Below are 22567 nucleotides of genomic sequence, written 5' to 3'. Positions count from 1 at the left end.
GCGCGCCATATTGCGCTGCGTCCGTGAGGGCGGGAAAAGCAACGGAGTGCAGCGACCCATGCCGAAGCCGATCGACCTCTATTACTGGCCCACGCCGAACGGTTGGAAGATCACCATCTTCCTGGAGGAAGCCGGACTTCCCTACGACGTGAAGTACGTCAATATCGGCAAGGGCGAGCAGTTCGAGCCGGCCTTCCTGGCAATCTCTCCGAACAACCGCATGCCGGCGATCGTCGATCCCGACGGACCGGGCGGCGAACCGATCTCGGTGTTCGAGTCGGGCGCGATCCTGCAGTATCTCGGCCGCAAGACGGGCAAGTTCTACCCCACCGACGAGCGCGCCCGCGTCGAGGTCGAGGAATGGCTGATGTGGCAGATGGGCGGTCTCGGGCCGATGCTCGGCCAGAACCATCACTTCCGCAACTACGCGCCGGAGAAGATCCCGTACGCGATCGACCGCTACGTGAACGAGGCGGACCGGCTCTACGGCGTCCTCGACAAGCGGCTCGAGGGGCGCGACTTCGTCGCCGGCGACTATTCGATCGCCGACATGGCCATCGTCTCGTGGACCCGCGGCTACGAGCGCCAGGGCATCGACATCGCGAAGTTTCAGAACGTGAAGCGCTGGCTCGACAATGTCCTGGCCCGCCCTGCGGTACAGCGCGCCATGGCGGTCGGTGAGGAAAAGCGCACCAATCTGGCCGACGACAAGGAGGCCCAGAAGGTGCTGTTCGGCCAGCGCGCGCGCTAGCGATCCGGGCGCGGCCGGCGCCGGTCCACGCGCGGCCGGTTTTCGGTCGCGCCTGACTCCATGGTGAGCAACGGGTAAACGTTTGCCGGCGCGTTAATTTTGGCCGCGGACGAAAAGCGCGAGTGTTCGGGCGTTCTTTTGCTTAGCGGATCGTGAATTTACCAAGCATTCGGACATTTTTCGTCGAATATTAAGCGAATTTTTTTACGCCGGATTCAAGTGCGGTGGCGAAGCTTTCCTCACGACGGTGCAGGCCGTCAGAGGGAAGGAACCGGTAAACGGTTCCGGGGACCAGACAGATCAGGGAGACACGATCGATGGCCCGCTTCGATATGCAGAGCTACGAGGACTCCGGCCTGGCGCAGGGCGCGGCAACCGGGGATATCCTTTTCCGCCTTGGCATGATGTATGCGACCGGCCGCACGGTCGAACCGGATCTGATCACGGCCCACAAATGGTTCAACATCGCCGCGGCGAAAGGATATCCCGGCGCCGCGCTTTACCGGCAGGAAGTCGCCGCCGAGATGTCGTCGGCCGAGGTGGCGGAGGCCCAGCGCGCCGCGCGGGAATGGCTGAACCTGCACTGAACCGGGGGGCCCCGGTCGGGACTGCCCGGCTGGGATCGAACGCCGGGTTCACAGGCCAGGTTCACAAGTCGGGCGGCACAGCGTCGATCGCGTAGACGGTGATCGGCTGTTGCCGGCCGCGAATGGCGCACGCCTGGGCGTCCGCATTCGGCAGGGCGATGGTGCCGAGCCGCACCGTTTCCTCGGACAGGACGATCGGCTTGCCGAGGTCCTTCGACAGGCCTTCGAGCCGGGCCGCCGTATTGACGGTATCGCCGATGGCGGACACCGTCCGCGCGTCGGGAGGCCCCATCTCGCCGACGATCGCTTCGCCGGTATGGATGCCGATGCCGATCCTGAGCGGCACCTTGAGATCGTCTTTCAGCGTCTCGTTCAGGCGCTCCAGCCGCGCGATCATTTCGCCGGCGCCGCGCAACGCCTGGCGGCAGCCTTGCTCGACCGTTCCCGACAACCCGTAGAGGGCCATCAGGCCGTCGCCGGTGAAGTTCGAGTAGTGCCCGCCGCTGTCGCGCAGCGCCTCGACCATTTCGGCGAAGAACTGGTTGAGAATGAACAGGGTGTCGAACGGCAGCCGCGCCTCGCCCAGGCCCGTCGAGCCGCGCAGGTCGACGAACACGGCGGTGACGACCTGTTCGTGGCCGAGCAGATGCCCCGGCCGATAGCCATCGAGGGCGGTGGCGTTCGGCGACAGCAACGGGGCGACCGACAGCGGCGTCGACGGCCGGATCTGGCAGGCGAGGCGGACGTGATCCTCGGCGTCGATCCGTTTGAGCGCGCTGGCCTCGGTCGTTTGCGGTGGCGGCAAGGCATCGGCGCCGCCGCGCACCAGCACGCGGCAGGTGGTGCAGCGCCCGCGCCCGCCGCAGACCGACGGGTGCGGAATGCCATTGGCGCGCAGCGTCTCCAGGAGCGTGGCGCCGGGCAGCAGCGCCATCGTCCGGCCGTCGCCGTAGACGACGCGCGCGGCGGTGAGATTGGTCTTGGTGCGCCGGAGCATCCAGGCGACGACGATGGCCGCCAGCAACGCGCCGTAGATCGCCATGCCGTCGTAGTAGAACCCGCGCGCGATGGCGAGGTTCTCCGGCGTCCAGTTCGCATCATCGAGCAGGAAGGTCAGGTAGTCCGCGTCGCCGGCCGCCTCGCGCAGGATCTCGCGGCTGCCGGCGACGAAACCGGCGAGCGCGAGGGCAGGGACCAGCACGGCTAGCGAAAGCAGGATCGCCTCGACGCGCGGGAACCAGCGCTTCACCTTGAGCCAGTGCCAGATGCCGATTGCCCCGTGCGTCCAGGCGACGAGAAGGGCCACGGCCTGCTTCACGCCGGTCCAGGGGTTGGCGAGCCAGAAATTGCCCTGGACGACGTAGTAGTCGGTGTTGGCCTGATAGAACTCGGTGAGGACCCGGTTCACCATCACGTGGTCGAGCATCAGGACCGGCACCAGCAGGCCGCTGATGTACTGCGCCGCTTCCCACGCCTTCAGGCGCAGCGTGCGCCGCCGCCAGAGCGTGTACAGGTTCACGCCGATGTGGATCAGCGCGGCGCTGGACAGCACCACCAGACCGACCGTGTTCGTCCATGGCCACAGGAGGACGTCCACCGCCTGGTTCTGGGCCCGCACCGAAACGATGCCGAAGGCGTGATTGAGCAGGTGGCTCAGGACGAAGGCGAACAGGATCAGGCCCGTCCAGAGCCGTATCGTTCCCAGGGTGAGCCTCGGCGTCACGTTTCCTCTTCTGGTGTCAGGGGCGCGCCGCCTGCCAGCCACGAACGCCGTCCCCACTGGTCTCGCCGGGCGCCTTGTCGCGCACCCAAAGATACAGCGGTTTGCCCTTGTAGGCCCACTGCGCGATCCCGTCCTGCCGCGTGATGATGGTGAAATCGCCGATCGGGCCGGCGTTCCCCGATGCCTTCAGGGGCGGCCAGTTCTCGGCGCATTTGCCGAAACACGACGATCCGCCGCGCGGGTCCTCGTCGAACATATAGAGCGTCATGCCCTGCTTGTCGGCGAGCACCTTGCCGATCGCGGTGTCGTTCGTCGTCACCGCCGGCGGCGCGTCGCCTGCCAGGGCCGGGGTGGTCAGCCCTGCGGACACCAGGAATGCTGTCGCAAGCCGCATGGTTCTGCGCATTCTCGTCTCCTGTTGACAATTCTTGCGGTCTGTCGAGCGGCGGACCATATCAAAACCGGTGTTTCATTATAATTTCAGGGCGCCGGTGCGGCGCCGATAGGGCAAATGAGTGGTTATCACCCTTGTTCGCGAGCGCAGGGTCGGCTATTCGATGCGCAGCGGAGACGTGGCCGAGTGGTCGAAGGCGGCGGTTTGCTAAACCGTTAGGCGGGGTAAACCCGTCTCGAGGGTTCGAATCCCTCCGTCTCCGCCAATTTTTCATCTAAGATATTGAAGTATATGGCGTTTCAGGAAATGGCGCCGTTCTACCCACAAGCTAACCAACAATACGTTTCGCGATAACCGGGGTTTGAGCCCATCCCGCCGGATGGTCGTCGATTCTCGGCAGGGCGTGAGGGCTTGCCCCGGTCGCGGGCCTGTCGTCGCGCGCGTAGGCGGTGCCGAATAACCGGCTGCCGTCGCGGCGCTGCATACCAGGGCGTTTTTGCGGGGGGCGGTGGGGGCCGGTGAGGATCTAGGCCTAAATAGACCTAGTTTAGACGGTGGCCCTATCCGGCTTTTCCGGTGGCGGATTTGATGGAACCGCTGGAAATGGCGGTCCATATGTCAACGAACGCATCGCCCCTGTGCGTATTGTCGCTGGCCTGCTTTTCCTGCCAGCCGAACCGGTTCATCATTTGAAGCCGATAGGCGTTCGCGTTGAATTCCCGGCTGGTGATTCCCTCTTGCCCTCTGTCCTCCCACCACGCTTGCGATAGCTCGATAGCGTCCGACAGGGCAGCGGCGAATTCCGGGTATCTATCCGACCAGTTGTCGAGGGTCTGCCTGTTCACACCGAGCGAGGCGGCAATCTGGATCTTGCTCTTGCCGTCCTTCCCGAGATCCAGGACGCGGGCACAGAAGCCCGAATCATATTTCGAGGGGCGACCACCAAGGTTGACGGGCTCGACGGGAACCGGGGCGGGCTTGTCGTCAGTGAGCGGCTTTGTCTTGGGCATCGTTTCTGGCTTTCATGCGGATATCGTATTGCGCGTCGGTCTCGGTAATGTGCCGGCCGCGCTCGGCAATTTGATTCATCAGGTCCGCAACAGGATTTGCGCTCACGGTCATATCGCCTTCCACATGGGCGGGGACGATCCGGCCTAGCAGGGTGGCGAATGTCTTTTTCTCGTCCCGTGCCAGCATCGCTAGATATCCCTTCAATCCGTCGCTGCCTTCGCCATCCCGGCCGTGGTCATCTGCGGCGGCGATGATGGCCTCGCGCAATCGAGACGTAACCTTGTTCGGGCTGCCCTTCGGCCTGCCTTTTCCCGCATTGCCGCGATTGGTCATGGTGCTGCTACCTCAATCAAAGCTGATGGTTACTTTGTAGGACACCGGTCCGCCTTCCTCGATGTCCCCCCTGACGGATAGCGGCAACACGCGCCCCAGCAGGGATGTGAAGGCCTTGTGGTCCTTCGCGGCGACCATGCGGCAATAGCCGACCAGTTCATCAGTCCCGTTGCCGTCGCTGCCGTGAAGGCGGGCGGCTTCAAGGACAGCTTCCTTTAGCGCCGTGGTCGTCTTGTTGCGTGAGCCCTTCGGCCGGCCTTTCCCGGCGTTACCGCGTGTCGTCATTGTATCGTCACCTTGTCGGTTTCGTTGCCCTGGCCAACGGCTGCCAAGTGCGCGGCTGCAAGATAATGCTCGCGAAGTTCGTTCATCTTCTCCGCTGCCAATTCCCAATCGATACTGTCTTCGATGTTGCGCGCGCTGGTGATGGTTGCGCTCGCCAGGTCGAACACTTCCAGCACATGGGCTTGATTGGCCGAACCGGTCGGGGCGCTCTTGGTAAGCAGGGCGAGAATCACGACCTCCAGCGCATTCAACCTGCCCTCTAGATGAACCAGCGCCCTTTCGTTCGGGGAATGATCCTTAGGCCTATCCATTGCGCGTTAGCTCCACGGCGCACCGGTTCGGCCAAGCAGTCGGGCCGCGCGGGCGGTCCTTGCGTTCTGCGTGGTCATGGCGATGTGAGGCCTCACTCTGATTGAGGTAGCATATTACCACATTCTTCATGCGAAATCACGCGTTGGAATGATTTCGTTCGGCTTTTCTAGGATTCGATTCACATCCTCGATGGTTGGACGCCTGACGGCATGTGCTTGACCCGAACGTGTGTTCATGAAATGTTCCGAATAATCGAGATATATAAGCCGACTTCTAATATTGGCGTTCCGGGTAGGTTCGCGAAAGTGCAGCCAGACAGCCGAAGCCGAGTCGCCTCTCCGGTCATTTTTCCTTGGTTTGCGGGATGACACGACGCCACCTTCCGCCCCCCTGGAATATCCGAGACCTCGGCGCCGCGTTTGTTGTTGAAGACGCTACCGGCCAGCGGCTTGCCTACGTCTATTATGAAGACGAACCCGGTCGACGCAGTGCCGCGGGGCTATTAAGCCGAGATGAGGCACGGCGGATCGTCAAGGGCGTTGCTCGTCTGCCCGACCTGATGCGACCAAGGAAAAACCGGCAATGAGCGACCGGGAAGAACGGATAGCCCAACTGGCGGAACTGTTGGCGAAATGCGAGGCAGAGGCGGACGACCTCGGTCTTGAATTGATCGGCTATTTGCTCGCGACCGCTCGGCGTGAGCTTGATGCCCGGAGCGCGACGAACCAATGAAACTGGCACCACTCCTGTTCCTTGTTCTCCTGACGCCAGCCGCCGCGACAGAAGCGATAACGGGCCGTGCATCCGTAATCGACGGGGACACCATCGAGATACACGGCAAGCGGATTCGGTTGTGGGGCATAGACGCGCCGGAGGGCCGCCAGCCATGTACCAGGGACGGCAAGGCTTGGCGCTGCGGTGCTGAAGCAGCCAACGCGCTCGACAGGCACCTGGACGGCGCTACGGTCGCCTGCACAGTCCGGGACATCGACCGATATCGCCGCGTCGTCGCTACATGCGAGGCGCGCGGTCGGGATGTCGGCGACTGGCTGGTGAGCGAGGGCTGGGCGCTCGACTATCGTCAGTATTCGAAGGGCGCATATGCCGCGGCGGAGGCAACCGCGAAGGACGCGGGGCGTGGCGTATGGGGCGGGGAATTCGAACCGCCTTGGGAATGGCGCCGTCGCTGAAGCGTTGCCAAAGCCCCGCAAGTCAGCGTTGCAATATAAAGCTGCGATTCACCAAACAACCAATCATCGCTTGTATCAACTTCCGGCTGTATGCCATCCTGCGTAAGTACCGAAAGTCACCAATCGTGGGAGGCAACAGATGAGAATCCCTGTTCTTGCGTTCGTGATTTCGACCCTGGTGGTCCCGACTATCGCCAACGCCCATGGCGGAGGCTGCCGGAAGAGCTCACCGCCTGGCCAGTGCTGCCACATGGACAACCGCGCCGGCTCCGTCCACTGCCACTAGGGCTTAGGCGCCCGTGGGTCAAATTGGGTCCGGCATTTCGCTGGACCCGCCTCTTTCCGACTGCATTCCGCACTCTGTCGACTCATAGTTGTTGTGTCGGCATACTTCCCTCTAGGGAGTAACGAGTATGGCGCGGCAAAGGAACAACAACGGTCGTCCGAACATACTGGCGCTTGTATTGGCTGCCGGTCTTGGGGCCGGAGCGTCCTGGGCTGTCCTGGATCCGAATGCTCTGTCAATAATCAAAGACAAGACGGCCTCCGTCGGGCTCGCGCCGGGCTGCGATATCAAGGGCAATATCAGCATCAACTCCGGCGAGCGCATCTATCACATGCCCGGGCAGGCGGACTATTCGGCGACGATTATCCGGCCTGAGTACGGGGAACGCTGGTTCTGTACCGAAGATGAGGCCAGAGCCGCTGGCTGGCGGAGGGCGCGCAACTGACCAGCTTGCATGACTCGCATTGCTCCCGCGTCCCGGAATTGTTGTTCACAAACTAGCCACTAATCATGCTCACAATCATAAGTGGGACGACGGCTAGCCCGCACCTTGTTAGGCACCGAAAGACCGGCATTGCGATTGCATCGGTTCTTGTCGGTGGCGATTGCGGAGTTGAATTCGAGAATGGGGCTCGAAGATCGAACGGAATGACCAACCATCCCTTTACCTGGGTGCAGACGGCAAGCGGAGCGGCCTTCGACTTGCTGGCACCGTCTCCCGAGCAGGTTCATCCTGAGGATCTGGCGGAACATCTCTCCAAGATCCCTCGCTTTGCCGGGGCTACACCGAATGTTGTGATTTCCGTTGCGCAGCATTCCGTTCTCGTCGCCGAGGCGCTGCCGGCCGAGGCGCGGGCCTATGGGCTGCTGCACGATGGCCATGAAGCCTATCTAGGCAACGATCAGGGGCCGAAACTGAATGCGTTGACTGCGCTAGCGCCAATAACGCTTGCCATCCTGGCGCAACTCAGACTGCGTGCCGCCGCCGCCATACATGCGCGGTTCGGCCTGTCCTGGCCCCCTCCGGTCGAGATTGCCGCAGCCATCGATCGGGCAAATGCCCGTGCGGTCGCCGCCGAAAAGCGCGCCTTCATGGCGCCTGAACCGCGGCCGTGGGCACCCCTGCCGGAGCCATTGTCCGCGATTGATGAGCCCTGGACCTGGTCGGAAGCGTCCGAACGGTTCTACGACACGCTTATGCGCTACGCGCCACAGTGGCCAGTGTAGACGCCCCGCATATGAGGCGAAGCGAAATCGTTGTTAGTAGACCGAAGATAACTAGATGCCGCCGCGCGGGCGGGTAGGGCGCTGTTGCGCGGCGGCAGTTGGACATGCGTCGGTCGCGGTTCATCCCCAAGTGACCGCTTGATGTCATTCAAGCCCAGGCCTGCTATCTAAACAATCGCTGTACCGCCCAAAAACACACTGCCGATTGGCGCAATAAAGCCCGCCGCAAGTTTCCCCGCGACGGGCTCGGGTGCCGCCGTGCTCTGCTCAGCGCCGGGGCAAACGGATTTCCGGCGCCAGCCAGTCCGCAACGGACGTACAGGCCGCGCCAAGCCGCACGACAGGGGCGACAAGGCGCGCCCATGAGTCTCCGGTGTCGTACCGCTCGGCAATGGCAATCGCGCCGCCCAGGGCCTTACTACCGGCCTGCATGGTCCATGATGCGAGGATGAGACGGATTAGGCGCATGGGGCGCCCATCTCCGGCGCCTCACGGGCGGAAGCTGTGATGCCCGCCCTAGCGTCCATCGCCTTGACCTCACCTTCCGCACTGTCCCGAGCGATAATCATCAGGGCCGTGCACCGATCAATGGCTGCCACAGCCCCGGAGATGCTTTCCCGGTCGGCGCTTAACAGTTCCTCGACTGCCTTATCGAGCAACACCGACAAATTGGAAATGTAGGTGGTCGCATCGCCGTAGCCGTTAAGGGCGTCGGCCAGGCGCTTTTCGGTTGCATTCATGGTTGTGGTCTCCAGATTGATCAGTTTACGGACGCAACTTCGCCCGCTTCATCGATGGTCTGTCGGCGCCCGTTGTGAATCGCCTTCACCAGATCGGCGACCGCTTCCGCCGGCATGACGACTTTCGCCGCCACGACACGTTGGCCGTTGTCGTTTGCGAAGAAAGTTAGGCGGATGCATCCGCCTCCCACATCCTCCGCCCGCCCGAGACCAGACGCGAAGACATCCGGAATAGCGGCGAATTCAACAAGATCGGGGGCGGTCATATCGCGCGTCCCGAAGCGGCATCATCAATTACGGAAATGGCTAGCTGTTCGAGGATATCGCCGTCGCCCCACCGATCGCCTTCGACCTCGGCGCGGGCAACCTTCGCTTTGGCGATAAGCCCCGCATTTGACCGTGCAGGTGTATCCGCGATCCTGCGCAACAGTGCCCATGCTCCTTCGGAAAGCCTGTTTGCCTCGGCGTCGGGATCTTCACCAGAAGCCCATCGTGGGTTCTGATACGCGCGAAATGCAGCGTTGGCCCCGTGCCAATCGCGGCAAAGCGCCAAAAGGTCGGCGTCAGGATCGACAGCAGCAAATGCGGGCGCTTGGGTAGCGGCAAGGGCGGCCGGAGCGGCTGCCAGACCCGTGACGGCGGTGCGGCGGGTGATTGTCTTCGACATGGCTATTCTCCCTTTCGGATTGTGCCGGAAGGGACTCGTGCCGAGCCGTGTTTTTGGTAGAAGTGTTATCGGTCATCGAACGCCTCCTCACGGCGTTGGGTGGCAAGTGCCGGTCGGGAGCTCCAACTCCCGATCGGCGCGCCTATCGTGCGCTTATGCGAGGTGGATTGCAAGCGGAACAACAAGTGCCGCAAAAGCAAATTTGAAGGTCCTCTCAGGGTTTAAGCGTTGCGTTATACCAGCCCGTCAGAGGATCATCTTCCTTTTGAAGCTTCAGGATGATTTCCGATTGCTGCTTCCCCCACTCTTCTGGTGTCATAAGCTGTGTCGGCGCAATGCCAATTGGCCCCAGTCTAGTCACGACCCAACGCTCGAAATCTTGCTGCCTTAAAACCGACGCGGATAGCTTTTGATCGACATCCTGAATGCTGCTGTCCAAGCGCGATACAGAACCAGTCAGATCGGAAAGGCGAGCGTTGGTAACTCGGAGTTCAGCCGTAAGATTGGAGAACTCCGTACGAAGGGCGGCGTCTGATTCACGCGTATAGTCCCGCGCTCCAGTAACTCCGTCTTGTGTTTTAGTAACAGCAGCCCGAATTTCAGCAACATCGGATTGCAGGCTACCCATTGTAAATGTCCAAAGCACCCAAGCACCGCTCGCCAAAGCGATAGCACTGCTGGCAATAAAACCGATGGCCCAATTAACTGTCATCGTAATCGTCGCGTTTCCAGGCTCAGCCATATCGCCCTCCGGTTGAAATTCACTCGAAACAATAACATGAATTGCATTCTCTAACTATACAGGATGCTTGGGCGGCGCGGGATTGAGAACGCGCTGTACTGTTCGGACACTCAGTCCGGTTTCCTCGGCAACCTTGCGGGCGGTTTGCTTCTGATGCTGTGGGCCTGCCCTACGGCCGTCTTCGAGACTGGTACGACACTCTGTCGCAGCAGTCTCCCGCGCTTCAATCAGTTCCGCGTACCGCCGGATATGCGCGTCGCGCTGGTCCTTGGTCAGTTCGACACTCTCCAATACATCCGGTTAGTCGGAACTGGGCCGGGTATTGGCAGCGGGCAGCTTAACTGGCATGAAGTTTATGTAACAGAAGGACGTGACATGCAGCGGCCCTACACTCTTTACATGGATGAAACGGGGAATCGTCATCCAGACAAGAAATCCGACGCATCGCGCAAGGGGCGTGATTGGTTTGGATTTGGAGGCATCTTAGTTCGCGGGGAGGACAACAATGCGGTTAGAGAGCTCGTTTCTGCATTCTCACAAAAATGGAAACTTCGAAAACCCGCCCACATAACGGATATGTTATCCGAGAATAAAGGCTTTTCGTGGCTTGGGCGCAAAAGCCAGCACGTTCGCGATGAGTTTTGGGATGATTGGCGCGGAGTCTTGTGCACATCACCCGTTATCGGCATTGGGTGCGTCATTGATCGCCCCGGATATGTCGCGCGAGGGTACTTAGAGGAGTATAATGATAAGTGGTTATTGTGCCGCAGCGCGTTCGACATAACAGTAGAGCGCGCCGCAAAAATTGCTCGTTTAGAGCAACGTAAACTTCACGTGGTTTTTGAGCAAGATCCCGCTGTAAACGAAATCGTGACTAATTATTTTAGAAATCTCAAATCTAATGGGATGGGATTTAGTGCAAAAAGTAGTGAAAAATATAATCCATTAGGAGTGAGTGATTTTCAGGAAACGCTTGGGAGGATTCAACACAAGCCAAAAAATCACCCACTGCTGCAGGTCGCGGATAGCTACATATATTCGATTTCTAGGTGGAGGTATGATAAGAAGTTCTGGCTTTATAGAAGCCTGAGAGACAGTCGAAGAATAGCCGACTTCGCTCTCTCAAGGGAACACTTGCCACATCTTGGCATCAAATACTATTGCTTTGATCCCAAAACGAAAAAGCCGGGATGAACCCGGCTTTTCGCGGCCCCCATACGGTGAACCTGAAAGGCCTTACGACCTCATGACGGAGCATATGATGTCCGTTGTTAATGTCAAGTTACTTTTTGACCCTAGTCTCACAGTTTCACCCCTAGTGCTTTCCGACCGTCAGCACGTCCACACGACGTTTCCATGCGCGTCGGATCCGCACTGGACATGCCTGCTTCCGTCCATTTTCGGCAAAGCCTTACCGACCCGCTTGACCAGACCCGACACGTGCCGCCTGTCGCGGGCGTCGTGACCGCTTACCTGCACAATCGACTGCGCAATCTGCCGACTGGTCATGGGTCCGTGTCATCAACGTCGGGCAGGTTCATGGTTGGACGTTCCGGGGCATCGAGCTAGCGCCGCTGGCAGCCGGCACGACGCCGATTCCAAGCGCCTGCAACGTCTCGCGAGCCACCGCCTGCGTAATGTCTCCGCGCCGCTGTGCAGCCTGCACGGCACGAATTGCAGCGGTGACGGTTCTAGGGTCGCGGGCTGCCAGCAAGTCGGCAAGCTCGGCATTGCTTGCCGTGCGGGTTTCGTTGCGGAGTGCGCCGACGAGCTTCTGACCACCCTTGATGACCGTCCCCCAAATCGTCTGGGGCGGTTCGGGGAATCCGCCTGGGGTGCCAATCTCGGCTTGCCCCGCCTGGCGGGCTGCCGTCTGCGAATTTTGCGTTACGGTCTGGCTCGTGCCGTAGTAACGGGCCTCGCGGTCCATGACGCCAAGAATCCGATCGGCTTTCTTTGCGCCGAACAGCGTCACGAGGCGGTCACGGTTCCAATCGCCTTCACCCTTCAGGATCTTGTTGAGCGCAACGCGGTCGTTCGCATTGTTTCCGACGATCCTATCAATCTCGGCTCTGGCGCCCTGGCGCATTCGAACCTGTTGCCTTGGCGTCCGGCTGGCGAAGTCATCGGCGAAGGTGGTCGGGCGCGGCGCGGTCTTGCCGGCCTCCAGGACGCGTTGGCCAAGGGCCAGGGCTTCCGACTGTCGCGCAAGTTCGGCATGACGGGCATCAACCGCCTTGATACCGGGAACGGCGCGGGTAAGCTCGCGGTCGATTTGCTGTCGTGCAATGGTTAGGGCAGGGGCGGTGTTCCTGTCCGCCGTATCCATCATTGCATCGATGGCGTGGCGCGTCTCAAAGAGGGTTCTCGGGTTCGGGTCCAGTTGATCGGTCCCGGTGATATTCAGCATGTCCCGAACGCGGCCGATGGCGCGCTGTGCATCGCCCCGAAGCCGCGTTTTCATCGCATCAAGGTTTTGGGCTATCGGCGACGTGTCGACGCGGCGCGCATTCAAGAATGCGTCCTCATAGTCGGGGCCTAGCGCGCGCTGCCGAATACGGATTGCGTCGTCAATCATACCGGGGTCGCGAGCCGGCCCGAATGTGTCGTCAAGCGCACCGGTAATGCGGCCTGTGGCCCCGGCATTGCGCGCGCGGACCGCCGATCGAATGGTTTGCTGTCCCGGCCCTGGAGTCGCTGCCAGTGCCCCGGCCTGTTGTTGCAGGTTGGGGCCAAGGTCCATCGGCATGGCGTCATCACCGAGCGCAGCGAGCCTGTCCGCCATGTCGCCGGCAACGTCGTCAGCCTGTGCGGCGCGGCCGAAATTCGCCTGCGCCCGCGACGGGCCTTGAAACCAGTTCATCACACGGTTGTAACCGCCGCTGATAAGGTCGCCAGCCAGCGGAGATACACCGCCTAGCGCGCCCCCAAAGAGCGCGCCTTGTGCAGTCTCTCCAATATCACCGTCCGATCTAACAGCGGCGTCGGCGCCGCCAATAGCACCACCGGACAGCGCCCCCGCACCGGAGCGCGCCAATAGCGAACCGCCCCCGGCGCCGAACGCAGCGGGTGCCGCCATGACGGCCGGAGCTATGCCGACAACGCCACCGACGATGTTCGCCCCTGTGGCGAGATTGGGGTGGCTTTCTTCGAGATCCGCGTTTCGGCCCTGGATAAAGGCCAGCTCGTCCTCGTAATCGGTGTCATAGATGGCCGATCGAATCCCCGCACCGAGCCTATCCGCGCCACCGCGAATGTAGGGGCCGACAATCGGAATGCCTTCGATGTATTCGCCAGCGGCCAGCGCGGTAACGTCATTGGCGCTATCCCCGCCGCTGCCGGTTTGCGAGACGATATCACCGATGACGCGTTCCTGCTCATCCGGGGGCAGGGTGGCGAAATTCTCGTCAACCGTGACGCGGCCAACGCCTTCAATATTGAGCGTTGGCATTAGTCTTCGAGCCTCCAGCGAATGCCGCTCGACGTAGTGCCAGAGCGGCCCCCGCTCCGGGTCGGGGCCGGCGACATGCTGCCGTGCTGTAGTGCCGGGCTGAAGCCGCCGGGTTCGAGCTCGGGCGCGGGTTCGGGGTCTCCGGGTGTGGTCGGTGCCGATTCCGCCATTGGGGCGCGGCGCGGTATCATGTCTCGCGGGTTCACGCCATACCTACGGGCAAGGCCTCGGTAAGACCGAATGTCGGTCCGTAGCGCATCGTCGTAGGCATTCATGCGCGACTGCGCTTCCGCCAACAGTTCGGACCGCATATCAGGGGTCAGGCGCCCCTTGCTGTTCACGATGCTGATTGCAGCCAGAATGCGTTGGGGAAGGTTCGCGGTGCTCTGCACCATGACCATTTCGCCCTCACGCACGACGCTGCCCGGATCGAACAGCTTGCCGATACCGTAAATGAAGTTCAGGTCGGAGGCCTTGGTGTCGCGTCCTTCGGCGTCGACGATTGACGACCAGATAGGCGCGGCCTGCGCATAGTTCTTGTAGCTCGGCAGCGACTGGATTTCCTTCCGAACTCCAGCAATGTCCTTGAAGTCCGGCCTTTCCATCTCATCGGCGCCGGGCGACGCTATCCACTGACCCGTCGTCGGATCGAACAGGCGGGAATCCTTGCCAACCGAAATAGGCGCGGCCGGCTTCTCCGGGTCGCCATAGTCCCCCAGGACGCGGCCCGTGCTAGGGTCAATCAGCTTGTCGTTGATGACGATGGGCTTTGTCCCGGACATGCGGGACTGCACATAGCCCCGCAGCAAGCCCTTGTCGCTGGCAAGCAGCATCGCCGTATTAGGCGGGACACCCTCTTTCATCAGCGCCGTAGCAACGCGGGTCCGGGATGCGCCTTCGGGGTTAAGCAGCCCACCAAGGAAATCACCAACCCCAGACATGAACCCCATGCCCTGACGGGTAGCCCCAGGCTGCTGAATTCCCCTGATGGCCTGCGTTGCCTCATGGCCGGTCATTTCTCCCCGCCCGTAGGCTGCCTGAACCGCTCCCAACGCTGCGCCTGGACTCTGTGCCTCGAATGGTGCGGCGGCGTAGTCCCGCCCCCTACCAGCGGCATGAAAGCCGCCCGGATTGAGCGGGTCCGGCGCGCTCATCATTGCGCTAGCGATGGACTGGCCTTGCGGGGCAAAGCCGCCCCTGCCGGTTCTCCGCTCATCACGGTTTTGCCTGTCCATGTCCTGCGTTTTGATTGCAGCCATCGCTGCAGGTGTCCCGCCATCACCGGGCGTAGGCATGGCCCGCGCGGCGCTGGAGTCACCAGCATCCGCGATGCGGGTTGCCTCTGTCTGGCTGTAGCCCATACGCAACAACTGCGTGATGGCCTGGGTCCGCGTCATCCCGGCCGTGCTCGTCTCGGGAGAGGCAAGGGGGGCGGCCATCATGGCTGGCCCCCGATCAAATTTCCAAGCGGGTCTGTCGTGTTCATTTGTTCAAGCCGCATCGCGTTTCCCGGAACAATCGCGCCGGCATGTCGCCCCCAAGCCGGCTGGCCACCCTTAGCTTTTGTGGGTAGCTTTGTTTGTAGCATAGCACGGGCAGCGCGAGAATGCAATAAATCCAATGGCTGCGGCCGGGCGACAGGCGGATATAATTTCCGCCGTAGTGACCTTATTGCGACGGTCCAGGGGGCTCGGCAAAGGGGTCTATGCTTGCCCCTAGCGCATCGTCCGGCCATTCATCGCCCCAGGTAACGCCCTGGGGTAATTGTTGCGCGTTATGCGTAACAAGTTCCACGCCCCGCGAAACTTCCCGGCGCCGGGAAGTTCTGCCCCCCGTTTCTTCGGCGACCTTGCGGGCGGTTTGCTTCTGATGCTGTGGGCCTGCCCTTCTTCCGTCGGAAAGACTGGTGCCGCAAGATGCTGCGGCAGTCTCGGATTTCTCTTTCGCCTCAATCAGTTCCGCATACCGCCGGATATGCGCGTCGCGCTGGCCTGCGCTGGTTGAATCCTGGCGTCGCTCGCGAGCCAATCGAGCGGCTTCGCGCCCGTCTCGGCTTTTGAGCCATCGCGCGGCCCTGTCCCACTCCAGGCGTTCGGCGTCATCCGCGATGTTCAGTTTCCGGCGAGCGCGGCGCGCGCGGCACCAGTTCATCCCCGCCATGTCAGCACCCCGCACGGTCGCGGATTACACCGGCGCCCATGTTGCAAAACAGCCTGACAGACCCGGTTGGCCCCTGGCGTTGCTTTTCAACGGCGACTTCAAGAACGTTCTCGGTGTCCATCGCCGTTTGCTCCGCGTCCATGATGGCGGCTTGGTCGGCGTTAGGAGCGGCGCGAAGTTTCTCCAGTTCCTTGGCGGCGTAATAGCTTTCTCGATAGGGGAAAAGAACAAGGTCGGCGTCTTGTTCAATCGTGCCGCTGTCTCTCAGGTCGGACAGCATTGGGCGTTTGTTGTCGCGGGTCTCGACTTGCCGGCTTAGCTGCGAAGCCGCGACGCAGGCAACATCAAGGGCCATGCCGAGCCGCTTCAACCCGGCCGATATCTCGCCAACCTCGTTTGTCCGATTGCCGCCGTAGCGGCCGGACGCGGGTACAAGGCCGATGTAGTCCACCCCCACGATTCCGAGCCGATGCCCCTTGCGCGCGAAGTCGTCCCGGTAGCGACGGGCGCGGGCTGTCATTTCTGGAACAGACAGGCCAGCGGCGGAATCAATCCGAACGGGGAGGCTCGACAATTCGGCTTTTGCCTCTCGCAAGCGCCGTATCTCATCGCTCGTGTAGCGCCCCTGTCTTACCTCGAAAAAGTCGATCGGCTCACCCCATCGCGAAGCCCATGCACATACCGCCCGCAAGGCGATTTGTTCCGTCTTCATTTCGAGGCTGAACAAAACGCTGCCGCTGCCCCGTTGGGCGGCTGCCAGCATGATGGCAATCATCAAAGCGGTCTTCCCCATGCCGGGGCGTCCGGCCAACACCGCATAGTCGCCGGGCTCCAGTCCGCCCGTCTGTCGGTCCAGGTCGGTAAGGCCCCAGCTAATGGCGGGGACGCTACCGTTGGCCTTGCGCTGTTCGGCGTCGTTAAGTGCCCGGTCTATCGCATCGCCAAGGCTCGCATTCGACGGGCGGGACCATTCGGCCGCACTCAGTACCGCGTCGCCGGTCTCGATTAGAAGCCGCGCGTGCTCGGTGGGATCTGCACCGGCGCGAAGCGCGGTCATCGTGTCCGACGCCGCTTGTGCCAACATGCGGCGGTTTGCTGCCTGGATAACCGCGTCGACATAGCCGGGCAGGTCGTAGACCGTCGCGGCGGACGCAGCGGCGCTGGCCATGAATCCCGGCCACAGCCTGATAAACTCGGGGTCGCTCGGCAGGCGCGGCTTTAGCAGGGCCAGGGACACACAGCCGCGCTGATCTAGGGTATCGAGAACAGCACGATATACCGCACTGAGTGCGCCATCGCTGAAATGCTCGGGGCGAAGCCGGGCGCGGACGATGCCGGCGGCTTCGGCTCCGGTGAGCGGTACAAGCAGCGAGCCAATAACGGCTAGCTCGCATTCGAAAGCGGCCTGATCGGGATTTCGCTTTATCGCAGGCTCAGCGAACATTGCTTACTCCGGTTCGGACAGGTCCGCGCGCTCGGCTTCAATCAGTGCGTCGCGGGCCTTCGTTCGATCGATCAATTCGCGGTGGTGCTGTATGGTCTCTGTCGCGCTGCGCATCATGTCGGCGCGGACACGCCAGCGGCTTTCGGCCCTGCCGAGTTCGTCCAGAAGCTCGGCAACGGACGGGGGCCACTTCTGGTTTTGCCGCCAATGACGGCAGGCGCTATCAAGAGCGGCCCACGTCGGCTGTGCGGCCCTCACGTCTTCGATAAGCATCCGCGAATAAACAGCCGGGTCGGACGGTCGCGCGTTCGGATAGCTGCCGAGCAACAACGCGATTTGTCGACCGACCTCATCACCGGTGGCGGGGCGGGCTCGTGCCTCGACATAGGCCACGGCGCGGGCAATTTTCGATTGGAAGTCCTGCCCCTCGAAGACGGCCGCGAGCCGTTCGGCTTCCTCCAGGCCGTTCGCCGATATAAACCGGTCATGCCGGTGGTGACGCACCAGTGACAACGTATCGGCTAGCTCGGCAATCGCCGCCTCCGCCTTTACCTCACGCGGAGGGGCGGGGAGGGCGCTGTGGCCCTCACGGTCAACCGACGCGGGTAGGGCGGCTGTCGCGCTCACCAGTCATCCCCTGTGCCACCAGTGCGGCCACCGGCCGCTACGGCTTGTTGCATGGCGATTTCGGCAAGGCTGCCAGTTGATCCGCTATCCAACGGCTCGTCGGTCCAACGCTCGCCACTAATCCAGCCTTGGGCGTACTTGATCTTGTCGGGCGGTGTTCCGCGCCTGCGGCATTCGACGGCGTACCGCTCCGCGCCGGCCAGCATGTCCGCAGGGTCAACACCGGACGCCACCGCCTTGGCGAACGCCCTTCGTGCTTCCTTCTTTCCGCGCTTCAACGGATAGGCTGGCCAGAACGCCTGTTCAAACCAGTCGTCAACGCCCTGAAACTTCCCGCCGGCGGGAAGTTTTGCCTTGGTCGCATCCGGTTCATTGCCCGTGCGCTTGGCGTTCAGGGAAATGACCTTGCCGCCGTCCTGGGTCGCATTGCGCATATATTCTTTTCCTTCTTGTGTAATTACTTCTAGTTCTGGCCCGCTAGGTGGCCCGCTTGCGCCGGTGATGGTGGCCCGCGCATCGCCGTTTTCGCTGTTGTCACAAGGGTTTGCGTGGCCCGATTTTTCGCGCTGGGGTGGCCCGCTAGGTGGCCCGCTTTGATAGCGGTCGTAATTGACGATCCGCACGACGGTTCCGACCTTGCCCGGCACGCTCTCAATCATGCCGTCACGCTCCAGGCGGTCCCGGAACCGCTGCACTCTTGACCGCGACCAACGCCACCGCCTTGCAAGCCATCGCTCGGAATGGGCTAGCTCACCGCGCCCTAGCGGCACCGCTTCGCCGTTGATATCCGCCGCGCGTTCCCGCCAAGCCGCCTCGGCTATCAGCCATAGCCACGCCTCACGCTCGGTGAAGGCTTCGCGCGCGAAGCTCGGATGGTCGAACACCGCGCGCGTAATCTTGATGTAACCGCCACTGGCCACCGGGTTAGATCCTTTCGGAAGCCGCGTCGGATTGATGCCGCTTGAACGGCAGCACTACGCAGGGGCCGTTACGGGGCTCCGGTGCCGCCTGTGGGCGGGGGCGAGACGCCATGCTTATGACGCCCCTGGCAGCGTCAAGCACCGCCTGCCGAGCCTCGTATTCGCTCGCAAACTCACCCAGGTTGCGGCCCTGTCCGGTTGCGATGGACGCAGCCCACCAGACAAACCCGCCGCCGGTATCGTGCGGGACGGTGAGGCCGATAAGGTCGCCTTGGGAAATGACGGCGATGTTCGTCATGCCGCTGCCCCCTGCGTCTCGTCCCGGTCGATCGATACAGGGGATAGCATCACGTAACGGGCATGATGCCCGGCGAAAATTCCGGTGTTCGCTTCTTCGGCCGTGCGGATGATAAGGCCATGCCGCTGACGCAGCCGCAGGACCAAATCGGAGATACGCCAGCCGGTCGGGAAGTCCCGGACCGTGACACCATCGCCCCCGGCTTCAATCAGCTTGCAGGCGAAAACGGCTATCTGACCGGTCAGCGTGATAAGCCGCTCAGAGCCGGATAGATCCGCAGCCTTGCGGATCGTCAGCCGGAACGTTGGGCGCTTCGCTGTCATGGGGCTGCCCTCCGGTGATGCTCGGGGACGGCGAACGCCAGTTCAGCCACCGCCGCAGCAGTAGAGGCGGGGAGCCCACAATGCAGGCGCACATAATGCGCTTGAAGTTCTTCGGGGATTTTGCTATTTTGTGGGTAGTTCAGGCTTCGTAACCGAACAATCCCAGCGGCCCCGGTGTCCCCAACACCGGGGTTGCATTTTATCTGGCCCATCGCGTCACGCCGCTACTTTCTCGGCATTCCGGGCGGCGATGCGCCCCGCCTGCCAAGCTGCGATTTCCGACGCTAGCCACCGGCTTCCACCCTGGCCCATCGCCTTGACGGGGGCGGGAAAGTCGCCGGCTGTCATAAGGCGATAGATTGAACTGCGATGCAGGCCTGTCGCCCGCGTCACATCAGCGATTCTAAGAAACTCTTGAAGCTCAGACACTCTGAACGCCTCCATTAGCATGTAAGACGACTAGCGCCGTCTTGGTGAAGCGTGGCTAATCTAGGAGAGGCGGAAGATGCGCGCTATAATATACAAATAGGACCGCAAAAATACTTTGGTATGATTATCTCGGTCCTATTCTCTTGCAAAAGAAAAAGCCCCGCATTTCGGGGCTTTCAGTGCGTTGTCGCCGGTCCTGAATTATTTTCGAGGTCTATTCTTTATTCCGCTGGTCGTATTCCAGTTTTTTGTCATGGAAGCCTCTGGGGCGCCTCTTATGCTCCGGCAATTCACGCCAAGCCTTTTTCCATCGCGTCGTAGAGGTTCCAGTGCCGAAGTGCTGTGCGGCGCTCTCCCGTAACTCAGCCTCTTTTTTCACGCCATCGGCCTCACGCGTCAGGAACGCTAAAAGCGCCTCGTCGGTGCATTCAAGGGGAGTTGAGGATTCGACAGCCGCAGGCGCGTCGCGCTCTCTTATCATGTCCGCGATGGCTTGCGCCTGCCACTCGAACACGCGGACATCGTGCCACTTCTGTTGCGGCTGCGTGTGGTCGATAGATTGGGGAAGCCTGAGGCATGCACCCAGCCCGCTCGGCACCTCCCCACGCGCCGCCATACTGTCGTTGGCAACGGGGTCGAACCACTCGACTACAGGGCCGGTAAAATCGGCCGGTGGAAATTCATAAGAAATCGACTCCCCAATGCATTTCTTTATGTAGGCTGCCGCACCTTCCCAATGACTATGCGGTATGGGTTTGCGTATCTTGCCGTCGAGTGCGTCGCGCCCGGATGCCAAACACCTTTCCGCCTCCAGATCAACAATAAGGTGCTCGGTGCCGCGCTCAATGAAATTGGCTCGCTGAATTTGCTGCTCTAATTCGCCCTGTCTCTGACGTATCGCCTCGTTTTTTGCTTTATCGCAATCATCTCGATACATCGCGAGCTCATCAATGAGCGCCCTATATTCTGCGTCGGTCATCCCTGTCAGGGCTATCCCAATCGTTAACGCAGCGTCGATAAATTTCATATCGTTGGCGCCGGGGTGCCCTAGATCCTCTTTGACGGTCATGCCCGCGCCTCCCCAATCGTCACCACGTTGTCACCCTGCTTGGCAGCATTCGGGGTTTCGCAGTAGCGGGACCAGTCGCGCATCAAGCGGGCGCGCTGTTCCAGAAGGGCACCGCGCCTGTACGCCTTTTCGACCTTGTCGCCGACGACATGGGCCAACGCCATTTCAACAACATGGTTCTGATAGTTCGTCGTCTCGGCTGCCCAATCCCTGAACGATGACCGGAAGCCGTGCACCGTGTAGGCGTCGCCGTCTATCGTCTTAAGCGCCTTGGACATCGCGGCGGTCGATATCGGTCGCCCGCGTCGGGCACCGGGAAGGACGTAATCGGTTCCGGCCTCGCGAGGCAGGCTTTCCAGGATGGCTATAGCCGCATCGGAAAGCGGTACGCGGTGCTCACGTTTCATTTTCATCCGATCGGCGGGAACCGTCCACACCTTGGCCTTTAGATCGATTTCAGGCCAGCGGGCGCCGACAACCTCACCGGTGCGCAGCGCGGTATGAATGGTGAGGGCCAACGCCTTGGCGGACAGGCTGCCATTGGCGTTCAGCTTTTGCATGAACGCGGGAACGTCCTGGTAGGGCATCGCCGGATGATGTCGCACCGGCCGCACCGCAGACCGCTTGGGCAGCAGGTTTTCAAGATGACCTTTCCAGCGGGCGGGGTTCTCACCGTCCCGGTAGCGTTGCACCTTCGCCCAATCCAGAATTCGTTCGATCCGCCCCCGTACGCGCGAAGCCGTCTCGGTCTTCTCGGTCCAGATCGGTTCGAGGATCTTTAGAACGTGCGGCGTCTCGATGGACGCGACAGATAGCGAGCCGATGACGGGGTAAGCGTAATCCCTCAGTGTGTTTTCCCACTGGTCGCCGTGCTTCGCGTTCTTCCATCCGGCTTTGTGCGCCTTGATGTACCGCTCGGCAGCCTCGGAGAATTTCAACATCTTGGCGGCTTCGGCGCGGGCGGCTTCCTTGCTCGCCTTGCGTTCATCGATCGGGTCGCGGCCCTCGCGTATCATCGCATGATAGCGGTGGCGCTGCTCACGGGCATCCGCCAAGGATACGCCGCCGTCATTCGATACGAGGCTAACGCGACCGAGCCCCATAGCTCGCGCCTTCCCGTTGACCATGTACCGGAATAGCCAGCTCTTGGCCGGGCCGTTCGCGCCGGCCGTGACTTGAAGCCAGAGCCCGGCGCCGTCGCCGTACATGCCGGGCTCCGACAGGTTACGAACCTGCGTAGCGGAGAGTTTGTTGACCGCGCCCATGATGGCCTCGCAATATTCAACCCTACCCACAAAATTAGATAGGATTTATAGAGACCGATAGCAACACCTAGCGACACAGAAATCGCAGTTAATCAGGGAATTCAAGGCCCGCGTAAGACGCACAGCGCATTAGGGCGACAATGAATTGGCGGTCTCCGTCTCCGCCAGTTCCTTAGGGGCTGGCCCTCGATCTCTAAGCGGCTACAATTCACTTGAGGCCACCAAGACGACATGGAGCGTTGCGGCTGGCCCTCGATCTCTAAGCGGCTACAATCGCCTTCGCCTTGCCCCAGCTCACCTGCATGTTGCGGCTGGCCCTCGATCTCTAAGCGG

At 61.4% G+C, this 22567-nt stretch carries 27 protein-coding genes and 1 tRNA gene; 8 read left to right on the top strand and 20 right to left on the bottom strand.

Annotated elements, in window-relative coordinates; translation table 11 throughout:
• Window positions 1–58 precede the first annotated feature (58 nt).
• Both MUB46_RS03400 and MUB46_RS03395 read left to right on the top strand, forming a co-directional pair.
• Window positions 59–751: a glutathione S-transferase N-terminal domain-containing protein gene (locus MUB46_RS03400; protein WP_261614473.1), complete on the top strand. Its 693-nt coding sequence runs from the start codon at window positions 59–61 to the stop codon at window positions 749–751.
• Between the two features lie 317 nt (window positions 752–1068).
• Complete coding sequence (locus tag MUB46_RS03395; RefSeq protein ID WP_261614472.1) at window positions 1069–1338, top strand: SEL1-like repeat protein; 270 nt, start codon at window positions 1069–1071, stop codon at window positions 1336–1338.
• Window positions 1339–1399: 61 nt separating this feature from the next.
• On the opposite strand, the gene MUB46_RS03390 is transcribed toward MUB46_RS03395, so the two are convergent.
• The gene (locus MUB46_RS03390; protein ID WP_261614471.1) at window positions 1400–3061 is read right to left on the bottom strand and encodes an adenylate/guanylate cyclase domain-containing protein; all 1662 of its coding nucleotides are present in this window, start codon (window positions 3059–3061) and stop codon (window positions 1400–1402) included.
• A gap of 16 nt (window positions 3062–3077) precedes the next feature.
• The gene (locus MUB46_RS03385) at window positions 3078–3467 is read right to left on the bottom strand and encodes a COG4315 family predicted lipoprotein (RefSeq protein ID WP_261614470.1); all 390 of its coding nucleotides are present in this window, start codon (window positions 3465–3467) and stop codon (window positions 3078–3080) included.
• A 160-nt stretch (window positions 3468–3627) separates the two neighbouring features.
• Here MUB46_RS03385 and MUB46_RS03380 point away from each other — a divergent pair.
• Window positions 3628–3720, top strand: a tRNA-Ser gene (locus tag MUB46_RS03380).
• A gap of 295 nt (window positions 3721–4015) precedes the next feature.
• On the opposite strand, the gene MUB46_RS03375 is transcribed toward MUB46_RS03380, so the two are convergent.
• Genes MUB46_RS03375 through MUB46_RS03360 form a run of 4 tightly spaced genes read right to left on the bottom strand, consistent with a single transcriptional unit; the run spans window position 4016 to window position 5335 of the window.
• Window positions 4016–4465 carry a DNA-packaging protein gene (locus MUB46_RS03375; protein ID WP_261614469.1) on the bottom strand — a complete coding sequence of 150 codons (450 nt, stop codon included), beginning with the start codon at window positions 4463–4465 and terminating at the stop codon, window positions 4016–4018.
• The gene (locus MUB46_RS03370; RefSeq protein ID WP_261614468.1) at window positions 4440–4799 is read right to left on the bottom strand and encodes a hypothetical protein; all 360 of its coding nucleotides are present in this window, start codon (window positions 4797–4799) and stop codon (window positions 4440–4442) included. Before MUB46_RS03370 ends, MUB46_RS03375 begins: the two co-directional genes overlap by 26 nt.
• Window positions 4800–4811: 12 nt before the next feature.
• Window positions 4812–5084 (bottom strand): hypothetical protein, encoded by a 273-nt coding sequence (locus tag MUB46_RS03365; RefSeq protein WP_261614467.1) that lies wholly within the window; start codon window positions 5082–5084, stop codon window positions 4812–4814.
• On the bottom strand, window positions 5081–5335 hold the full coding sequence (locus MUB46_RS03360) for a hypothetical protein (RefSeq protein WP_261614466.1): 255 nt from the start codon (window positions 5333–5335) through the stop codon (window positions 5081–5083). Before MUB46_RS03360 ends, MUB46_RS03365 begins: the two co-directional genes overlap by 4 nt.
• Window positions 5336–5978: 643 nt before the next feature.
• Between MUB46_RS03360 and MUB46_RS03355 the strand changes: the two genes are divergently transcribed.
• From MUB46_RS03355 to MUB46_RS03340, 4 genes are all read left to right on the top strand, one after another.
• Window positions 5979–6128 (top strand): hypothetical protein, encoded by a 150-nt coding sequence (locus tag MUB46_RS03355; RefSeq protein ID WP_261614465.1) that lies wholly within the window; start codon window positions 5979–5981, stop codon window positions 6126–6128.
• Complete coding sequence (locus MUB46_RS03350) at window positions 6125–6586, top strand: thermonuclease family protein (RefSeq protein WP_261614464.1); 462 nt, start codon at window positions 6125–6127, stop codon at window positions 6584–6586. Before MUB46_RS03355 ends, MUB46_RS03350 begins: the two co-directional genes overlap by 4 nt.
• A gap of 413 nt (window positions 6587–6999) precedes the next feature.
• Window positions 7000–7317 carry a sunset domain-containing protein gene (locus tag MUB46_RS03345; protein WP_261614463.1) on the top strand — a complete coding sequence of 106 codons (318 nt, stop codon included), beginning with the start codon at window positions 7000–7002 and terminating at the stop codon, window positions 7315–7317.
• 203 nt (window positions 7318–7520) lie between these two features.
• Window positions 7521–8099: a hypothetical protein gene (locus MUB46_RS03340; protein ID WP_261614462.1), complete on the top strand. Its 579-nt coding sequence runs from the start codon at window positions 7521–7523 to the stop codon at window positions 8097–8099.
• Between the two features lie 458 nt (window positions 8100–8557).
• Here the strand turns inward: MUB46_RS03340 and MUB46_RS03335 are convergent, their stop codons facing one another.
• The 4 genes from MUB46_RS03335 to MUB46_RS03320 form a co-directional block, all read right to left on the bottom strand.
• Window positions 8558–8839 carry a hypothetical protein gene (locus MUB46_RS03335; RefSeq protein WP_261614461.1) on the bottom strand — a complete coding sequence of 94 codons (282 nt, stop codon included), beginning with the start codon at window positions 8837–8839 and terminating at the stop codon, window positions 8558–8560.
• Window positions 8840–8859: 20 nt separating this feature from the next.
• Window positions 8860–9105, bottom strand: coding sequence for a hypothetical protein (locus tag MUB46_RS03330; RefSeq protein WP_261614460.1), 246 nt, complete (start codon window positions 9103–9105; stop codon window positions 8860–8862).
• Window positions 9102–9506: a hypothetical protein gene (locus MUB46_RS03325; RefSeq protein ID WP_261614459.1), complete on the bottom strand. Its 405-nt coding sequence runs from the start codon at window positions 9504–9506 to the stop codon at window positions 9102–9104. Before MUB46_RS03325 ends, MUB46_RS03330 begins: the two co-directional genes overlap by 4 nt.
• Window positions 9507–9720: 214 nt before the next feature.
• Complete coding sequence (locus tag MUB46_RS03320; RefSeq protein ID WP_261614458.1) at window positions 9721–10248, bottom strand: hypothetical protein; 528 nt, start codon at window positions 10246–10248, stop codon at window positions 9721–9723.
• Between the two features lie 63 nt (window positions 10249–10311).
• Here MUB46_RS03320 and MUB46_RS03315 point away from each other — a divergent pair, with 63 nt between their 5' ends.
• Complete coding sequence (locus tag MUB46_RS03315) at window positions 10312–11442, top strand: DUF3800 domain-containing protein (RefSeq protein ID WP_261614457.1); 1131 nt, start codon at window positions 10312–10314, stop codon at window positions 11440–11442.
• A 343-nt stretch (window positions 11443–11785) separates the two neighbouring features.
• Here MUB46_RS03315 and MUB46_RS03310 read toward each other — a convergent pair whose 3' ends face one another.
• From MUB46_RS03310 to MUB46_RS03265, 10 genes are all read right to left on the bottom strand, one after another.
• Window positions 11786–13699 carry a hypothetical protein gene (locus MUB46_RS03310; RefSeq protein ID WP_261614456.1) on the bottom strand — a complete coding sequence of 638 codons (1914 nt, stop codon included), beginning with the start codon at window positions 13697–13699 and terminating at the stop codon, window positions 11786–11788.
• On the bottom strand, window positions 13699–15096 hold the full coding sequence (locus MUB46_RS03305) for a hypothetical protein (protein WP_261614455.1): 1398 nt from the start codon (window positions 15094–15096) through the stop codon (window positions 13699–13701). The genes MUB46_RS03310 and MUB46_RS03305 overlap by 1 nt, the downstream gene beginning before the upstream one ends.
• A gap of 764 nt (window positions 15097–15860) precedes the next feature.
• A complete protein-coding gene (locus tag MUB46_RS03300; protein ID WP_261614454.1) occupies window positions 15861–17303 on the bottom strand; it encodes a replicative DNA helicase in 1443 nt (480 codons plus the stop codon).
• Between the two features lie 3 nt (window positions 17304–17306).
• On the bottom strand, window positions 17307–17930 hold the full coding sequence (locus MUB46_RS03295) for a hypothetical protein (protein ID WP_261614453.1): 624 nt from the start codon (window positions 17928–17930) through the stop codon (window positions 17307–17309).
• Complete coding sequence (locus MUB46_RS03290; protein ID WP_261614452.1) at window positions 17927–18850, bottom strand: hypothetical protein; 924 nt, start codon at window positions 18848–18850, stop codon at window positions 17927–17929. The genes MUB46_RS03295 and MUB46_RS03290 overlap by 4 nt, the downstream gene beginning before the upstream one ends.
• 4 nt (window positions 18851–18854) lie before the next feature.
• Window positions 18855–19148 carry a hypothetical protein gene (locus tag MUB46_RS03285; protein WP_261614451.1) on the bottom strand — a complete coding sequence of 98 codons (294 nt, stop codon included), beginning with the start codon at window positions 19146–19148 and terminating at the stop codon, window positions 18855–18857.
• Entirely contained in the window at window positions 19145–19471 is a 327-nt protein-coding gene (locus MUB46_RS03280; RefSeq protein WP_261614450.1) for a winged helix domain-containing protein, read from the bottom strand. Before MUB46_RS03280 ends, MUB46_RS03285 begins: the two co-directional genes overlap by 4 nt.
• Window positions 19472–19687: 216 nt before the next feature.
• Window positions 19688–19915 (bottom strand): helix-turn-helix transcriptional regulator, encoded by a 228-nt coding sequence (locus MUB46_RS03275; protein WP_261614449.1) that lies wholly within the window; start codon window positions 19913–19915, stop codon window positions 19688–19690.
• 199 nt (window positions 19916–20114) lie between these two features.
• The gene (locus MUB46_RS03270) at window positions 20115–20969 is read right to left on the bottom strand and encodes a hypothetical protein (protein WP_261614448.1); all 855 of its coding nucleotides are present in this window, start codon (window positions 20967–20969) and stop codon (window positions 20115–20117) included.
• Window positions 20966–22234, bottom strand: coding sequence for a tyrosine-type recombinase/integrase (locus MUB46_RS03265; RefSeq protein ID WP_261614447.1), 1269 nt, complete (start codon window positions 22232–22234; stop codon window positions 20966–20968). The genes MUB46_RS03270 and MUB46_RS03265 overlap by 4 nt, the downstream gene beginning before the upstream one ends.
• Window positions 22235–22567 lie beyond the last annotated feature (333 nt).

The sequence above is a fragment of the Microbaculum marinisediminis genome (assembly GCF_025397915.1).
Taxonomy (GTDB): Bacteria; Pseudomonadota; Alphaproteobacteria; order Rhizobiales; family Tepidamorphaceae; genus Microbaculum; species Microbaculum marinisediminis.
This window is presented reverse-complemented; position numbering and strand designations above follow the sequence as displayed.